Here is a 5,820-nt window from a genome sequence, read left to right as displayed (position 1 = left end):
GCCGAATGGCTTGGGTAAATGGTTGTGGTGAGTAAGTAGAAGGATTTTATGGGAATAATGCGGCAGTGGCCGAAATTTCCATAGCATGACTCTACACAAAACCCGATAAATCGGTGGGATAACCTACAGCCGATTTTGTTAACACCAGCCGAACCGCCTTGGTACGAGATCCGTATGCCGGGTGGTGTGGGAGGGCTCCTCAGTAATGGGGAGTCCTATCTCGATTCTCCGCCATGATTAAACAGCTACTGGAGTAAGAGTAAAAACATCTGCAAGTTGAGTAGCAGTTTTTACATCCCCCCTTCTTAGAGCATCGCGAACATCATCCAATTTTAATGCGTCATCAAGTGATAAATAGGGAGACCAACCATCGTCAGTATCAACCAACTCGATGTTAACCTTAGCTACATACTGTCCTTCATGGATTAGTTTTTGATGATGTCTTTTTTTCATTGTTTTCTCCTCATAAAATCATCTGACCACCTGTTTGGATCTGGTCTGTATGCAGTGACTAAAACAGCAGGCGATGAAGAGCCTTTGGGTATTCCCCATACTGCATGGATGGGATTCCCTTGACAGTCTTTTTGTAAAACCAGAACACAAGGCCCTTTAAAATAATCGGGATAATCTTCAACGACTATTCCGTTGGCGACACCTGATATAAGATCCTTAACAGGAATTGCATCTTCGGCAAGCTCATCATATCCATGGTCTGATATCACCACTTCTCTACCCTTGACTAAAGCAATAATCTGCTCAAGGGTCTTGCTTATTTCCATTATAACATAATTCCTTTGGTTTACATCGGCCATGGAGCTTTATTTTTGAACGGATAATGTTTAACTCACTGGCTTGTCCACGTGTAGTGGTTTGTTGATGAGCCCCTGGAAAGTGGGGTGGGAAATTCACCTTTGACTACGGCTGAAGCTTTGCTTCGCTCTGTCCGTCATAACGCAGTTATGCGGCAGCGAAGCAAAGCTTCAGCCGTACCATATTACTCGGATAATTTTCCAGCCCGCTCCAGCGGTGCCTCGGTCAACGGGGAGCTCAGCCGACCGGGGCATATAGCCGAGCAGGTTGTCGAAGCCAAGTTTTTTCCAAACCCAAGCACTTTCAAAAAGCCGCTAGCTCCCCGGGTCGGCCTTCCGGGTAAAAGCACCGGTTACCCAGCGCTCCCCCCACAGACCCGTACGTGAAGATTTCCCTCATATGGTTCCTCGGTTCAGGCTCTTTTTACCGAGCCGTCAACCAATCAGGCGACACCCCGATTGGCGCATGACTGTGCTACCCTTGGGCAGTAACAACTGCCCTAATGTGCACTTTACTGGAATTTGGTGGTGCAGTTTGTGGCCTTTGAGAGCCTCCTGTAGTACCTCCCAGTAAAACGTCACACCCGGCTTCTCCTTACCTGCAGTGGGTTGCTTGGGTTTCATTTCCCCACCTTACCATCCAGGCTCCCTGCCTGGATATCGGTATCATGATCCACGAAGACTGCCAATTGACCATCACGGGTTTGTTCGCTTTTAACTATCCGCGCCCGTTACCTTGCGTTGCCCTCTTTTATGTTTATGTCTCCGCCTGTGGCGGACTCATCTGCTGGCAGGGTCTCCATACAGATGCCGGGATTTTACCCTTTGGCCGGATCTCCTGAGACCTTACTTCTTCTACAAGGAACCAATTGGCTCTCCCCAGTTCCCGAGCTACCCCTTTGAAAACATGCCCTGGTCGAAGACCCCGGTGGTGACTCACAGGCTTGCCATAACACCTGTGGGTCTGCTGCCTTCCGTCACGCTGGAATGCGTCGGCTTTCACCCAGCAATTGCAGGGTTTATCCTTAGCGTTTTGTTCTGCTATATTATTTGCATTTATTGTAAACAAACTCTGGATCTAAGTCAGCTCCAGACTCCCATTCTATGGTATCAAAGACCACGCGGACGCGATTGAATGCACTTTGATTTTTAAGGCTTTGAAAAATCCCAAAATCTAAGAGTGGTTTCATATCCAGAATGCCATGTTCTCCGTTATCGAACGTTACTGAAAGTATATAATTTTCTTTTGGAGTTACTTCTTTAACGCCTGGATACATATTTTACCTCCTATTGAAGAGGTTGGATGTTAAATGGCTTTTCACCATTCATAAGTAGTGTCCAATTAGCCATCAGTTCTTCTTGATGAAGTTCTGCCCACGCAATGACAAGCCTTGATTGCTTTCTTTGGTAATTGGCCTTGGCTTATTTCACATGTCTGAATATCGACTGTAGCCCTGTGCTCTCCATAGTATACATGAAAATGCGGGGGTGGATGTTCACTTGGGGCATAATACATTCGTATGATACAGATGTTTCCGTCCTGTATTAATATTCTGATCTCCTTTCGAATGCTCTAAATTATTTCCATCACCATTACCGGTTCCGCCATGACCCAAACAACAGCACATAATTTTGATGTTTACCAGCCCCGCAATCCCAAGGCAAGCGCATACTACCAATGCGTTGAGAATCACTTTGAAGAACTGGAGGGGGGTTGGGACGCCATGTATGCATCCCGCCTGGGTTTCTGAAAGAAATTTTTCAGTACGAGGTGCTCAAGATGCTCAAAAAAGAGGGCAAGATAACGGATGCCGTTATCGAGAATATGCTGTCATGGCAGCATTCAGGCTTCCATGTTTATATCGGTGACAAGATATCTTCCAATGACCAGGCCAGCCTCGGCAATCTTGCCCGGTACATTATCCGCGCCTGTTTCTCCTAGGAACGTATGGTTTATATCCCGGCGGAAGAATCCGGTGACGGTTTTGCAAAGGTCGTATATACATCAAAAGATCGGAAGTTCCAGAAAGTCTTTGATGCCCTTGACTGGCTGGCCAGGCTGGTGACGCACATCCCCGGCCGGTATGAGCAGACTGTCAGGTACTGTGGATTATGCAAAGCTTTGCATAATCCACAATACCATACGATTTCAGCTGCAACTGAATTTCCATCATATTTTCGGATTGACAACTGGTGTGAAAAAATTCAGTCAAGAGGGGATTCATACTCCTTTGTTTTCTGGTCAAGTCATTTATTGTGCTGAATTCAGATACAGCAATTTTGTACAACCTGATATCCGCCATTTTTTCAATCATGCATCTCATGGAGCAACTGCTTCATTCAAGAGAGTTAAACCTTGAGATTAATCACTGAAAAATGGATATGGATCAAGTGAATATGGCTGGATTATATCACCGGGAAAAAATAAGTCACGCATACTTGCCGAAAGGACACAGTATTATAAGCTCAAAGCCAGACGAGGTGCCCAAAAAGCGATTGTTGCCATAGCCCATAGAATTGCAAAAGCCATCTACAACATCATCAAAAATGGAGACAGATATAAAGACCTTGGAGAAGAATACTTAAGCAAGCCAAACAAACAAAGTATGTTGAAAAATTTGGCGAAAAAGGCTGATGAGTTAGGGATGAAACTTGTTCCTTGTGAAGGTTAATCTATCAAAATTTTTTGTGCAGATTAAGGTTAGACGATACCAGGCTTGAAAGCGCTGACGGCTGATAGGTCCCATAAACTTTTAAATGAAGCTGACAGGGAAGCGTAGTGCGGGAAATCCGCATGCTGCGTTTGACGTGGAGGGGATTGGAAACGGGCTTAATTTGAACCGCGCCGGTCTTCGACCCTACCTGAGAGGGCCTGAAGGGGAAGTTCCTTTGGGCTACTCACCTGGGAGGGCTCCTCAGTGATGGGGGGAGTCCTATCCCGATTCGACATGTGATACTTCCTTCATATATCACAACAGGGCTTCAATGTACGTCTTATTCTTTTTTGAGTTTTCTATCCGTGGGATTGTTAAATTTTACGGCGATTTCATTTTCTCGTTCTATTTCACGTTCCAATTCATCAAAAGTAAACAAATCTTTCGTGACGTACAAATTCATCTTGTAGAGATGGCATCGACCCGGCTCATTTTCAGAACGGTCAATAAACTCAGATAATTCTTTTCCCTCACCAATAAGGTCGTATGATATCTTGTTCTGAATATTTTTATGAACCACAAATGTATGTTCCGTTCCTACCAGTTTTAATTTCGTTAATCCCTTGTTTTTAAGCTGTATCAATTCTTGCAGTTCTTTTTGATTCATTGGTTTTCCCTTTTGGAAACGGAATTGATTGCCCGTTAAATGAATTTCTTCCGTCTTTGTTGATAAATCGTTTACTTTATCAAAAAGGACATTTAATTGATAAGGTTTTGATAAAAAATCATCCATCCCAATGTCCAGGCATTCCTGCCGTGCTCTGAAATTACCTGTCACCGCCATAATAGGGAAATAGGCTACTTTACTTCGAATGATTTTTGTCGCTTCCAATCCATTCATTAAAGGCATATCAATATCCATCAGGCAAAGATCATATTTCCCGTCATGAATCTGAGCTTTTTCAACTGCCTCTAAGCCGTTTGAAGCAATATCAAAATCAAATCCCCAATGGTTCATAATGTTGCCGGCCATTGTCTGAAGCATTAGATCATCTTCTGCTATCAGGATTTTCATATCTCTTTCCCCTATCTGAAAAACACCCGTTTTAGTGCCTTACCCCTCAGTTTCTGGTCGAACGCGGAGCTGAGGGGCCGGGCTTTTAAACCCCAAAAGCTCAGATAACAGGTAAATTTCCTTGAACCACATACTTTCCAAAACGCCGCGCAGGTAGCCCGGTCCCTCTCCAGCGTATTGTGTGTGCCGGGCACGGCACGTGTTCTTAAAAGTGAGTCAAATGTAAACAATTTCAATACATTTGACAAGTCTTAGACCCAGCCAGATGGAGGCGAAGGGTGTAGTGGTAGTGCAACGGGGTACCGGTGACGGTGCTTCGGAAGGAAGCCGCCTTGCCGAGGCAAGGTACCGCGAAGGTACGGGATGACATACAGGAATCGGATGTGAGGCGCACATACCGGGACGAGTCTGCACAACAAGAGAAAGTCCTCTATCCATTACAGGGTGTGTCCGTAAATCCGGCATTCACGTACCGAAAGACACGTGTTTACCCCGGGAGATCTCCCATGTGCCGTAACGGCTGAGGGCCGGGCAACCGCCCCTGACCGCATGGGAGAAGTCAGCAGAAGGCATAGTAGTCGGTGGAAACGAGCCCTGCAAAACAGGGAGGTCTCACCCCGGTGAAGGCCTGAACGGTGCCTGGGCCGAATGGCCTGGGTAAATGGTGGTGGTGAGTAAGCAAACGGTTTTTATGGGAATAATGCGGCAGTGGCCGAAATTCCGATAGCATGACGTTGCCCAAAGCCCTATAAAATCGGTGGGATAACCTACAACTGATTTTATCAATACCAGCCGAACCGCCCTGGTACGTGATCCGTATGCCGGGTGGTGTGGGAGGGCTCCTCAGTGATGGGGAGTCCTATCCCGATTAGGCTAAAATACTTGGTTTATCTTTTGGCATCCTTCATATCACCATAAAAGTAGTTTACACTTTTTTGGGAAAGCCCCAGGAAGACGGAGTTTGGCGTCAAAAAGTGCAAAGTACTTGTGAAGGATGCCTATCTTTTATAGAAATATTTCTAGAAGCCTGCTTTTTTAAACTCTTCATTAATTTTTTTTTGTTTTCGGTATTCTTTTGCAGCTCCAGTTACTACCCCTGCTGCACCCCCAACTGCAGCTCCTACAGCAAGTACGCTACCACTTATAGCCATGGTTCCACCAATAAAAGGAACCCAGGCAGGAGCAGTTGCAATTACGCCTACGCCAGTTACAATAGTTGTAACAGCTCCTACAGCACTTCCTTTACTACCACCTTTTAAAGATTCAATTACGATTGATTGTC

At 45.4% G+C, this 5,820-nt stretch carries 8 protein-coding genes and 1 pseudogene; 2 read left to right on the top strand and 7 right to left on the bottom strand.

The genetic code is table 11. The features are described 5' to 3' along the window. Positions 1-237 precede the first annotated feature (237 nt). From Q366_RS18815 to Q366_RS21115, 5 genes are all read right to left on the bottom strand, one after another. Positions 238-453 carry a hypothetical protein gene (locus Q366_RS18815; protein WP_020587764.1) on the bottom strand — a complete coding sequence of 72 codons (216 nt, stop codon included), beginning with the start codon at positions 451-453 and terminating at the stop codon, positions 238-240. Then, positions 450-779, bottom strand: a complete 330-nt coding sequence (locus tag Q366_RS18810; protein WP_211251922.1) for a DUF4258 domain-containing protein — start codon at positions 777-779, stop codon at positions 450-452. Before Q366_RS18810 ends, Q366_RS18815 begins: the two co-directional genes overlap by 4 nt. A 1,076-nt stretch (positions 780-1,855) precedes the next feature. Further along, positions 1,856-2,086, bottom strand: coding sequence for a DUF2442 domain-containing protein (locus Q366_RS18800; RefSeq protein WP_035242226.1), 231 nt, complete (start codon positions 2,084-2,086; stop codon positions 1,856-1,858). Between the two features lie 10 nt (positions 2,087-2,096). Further along, positions 2,097-2,192, bottom strand: coding sequence for a DUF4160 domain-containing protein (locus tag Q366_RS22235; protein WP_281175511.1), 96 nt, complete (start codon positions 2,190-2,192; stop codon positions 2,097-2,099). Then, positions 2,152-2,325: a DUF4160 domain-containing protein gene (locus Q366_RS21115; protein WP_281175510.1), complete on the bottom strand. Its 174-nt coding sequence runs from the start codon at positions 2,323-2,325 to the stop codon at positions 2,152-2,154. The genes Q366_RS22235 and Q366_RS21115 overlap by 41 nt, the downstream gene beginning before the upstream one ends. Before the next feature lie 198 nt (positions 2,326-2,523). Between Q366_RS21115 and Q366_RS21835 the strand changes: the two genes are divergently transcribed. Beyond that, positions 2,524-2,751, top strand: a complete 228-nt coding sequence (locus tag Q366_RS21835) for a hypothetical protein (protein ID WP_035242221.1) — start codon at positions 2,524-2,526, stop codon at positions 2,749-2,751. A 505-nt stretch (positions 2,752-3,256) separates the two neighbouring features. Next, positions 3,257-3,481: pseudogene (locus Q366_RS22475) on the top strand (IS110 family RNA-guided transposase); the annotation flags it as partial. 322 nt (positions 3,482-3,803) lie between these two features. On the opposite strand, the gene Q366_RS18785 reads toward Q366_RS22475, so the two are convergent. Together Q366_RS18785 and Q366_RS21660 are read right to left on the bottom strand one after the other, a co-directional pair. Then, complete coding sequence (locus Q366_RS18785) at positions 3,804-4,538, bottom strand: response regulator (protein WP_035242215.1); 735 nt, start codon at positions 4,536-4,538, stop codon at positions 3,804-3,806. Positions 4,539-5,557: 1,019 nt separating this feature from the next. Then, positions 5,558-5,820 (bottom strand): hypothetical protein (locus Q366_RS21660; protein WP_035242213.1); only part of this gene is annotated, 263 nt, incomplete at its 5' end.

It is taken from the genome of Desulfobacter vibrioformis DSM 8776, assembly GCF_000745975.1.
In the GTDB taxonomy this organism is placed as follows: domain Bacteria; phylum Desulfobacterota; class Desulfobacteria; order Desulfobacterales; family Desulfobacteraceae; genus Desulfobacter; species Desulfobacter vibrioformis.
Note: the sequence above shows the minus strand (reverse complement) of the source record. Positions and strands in the feature narration are given on the sequence as shown.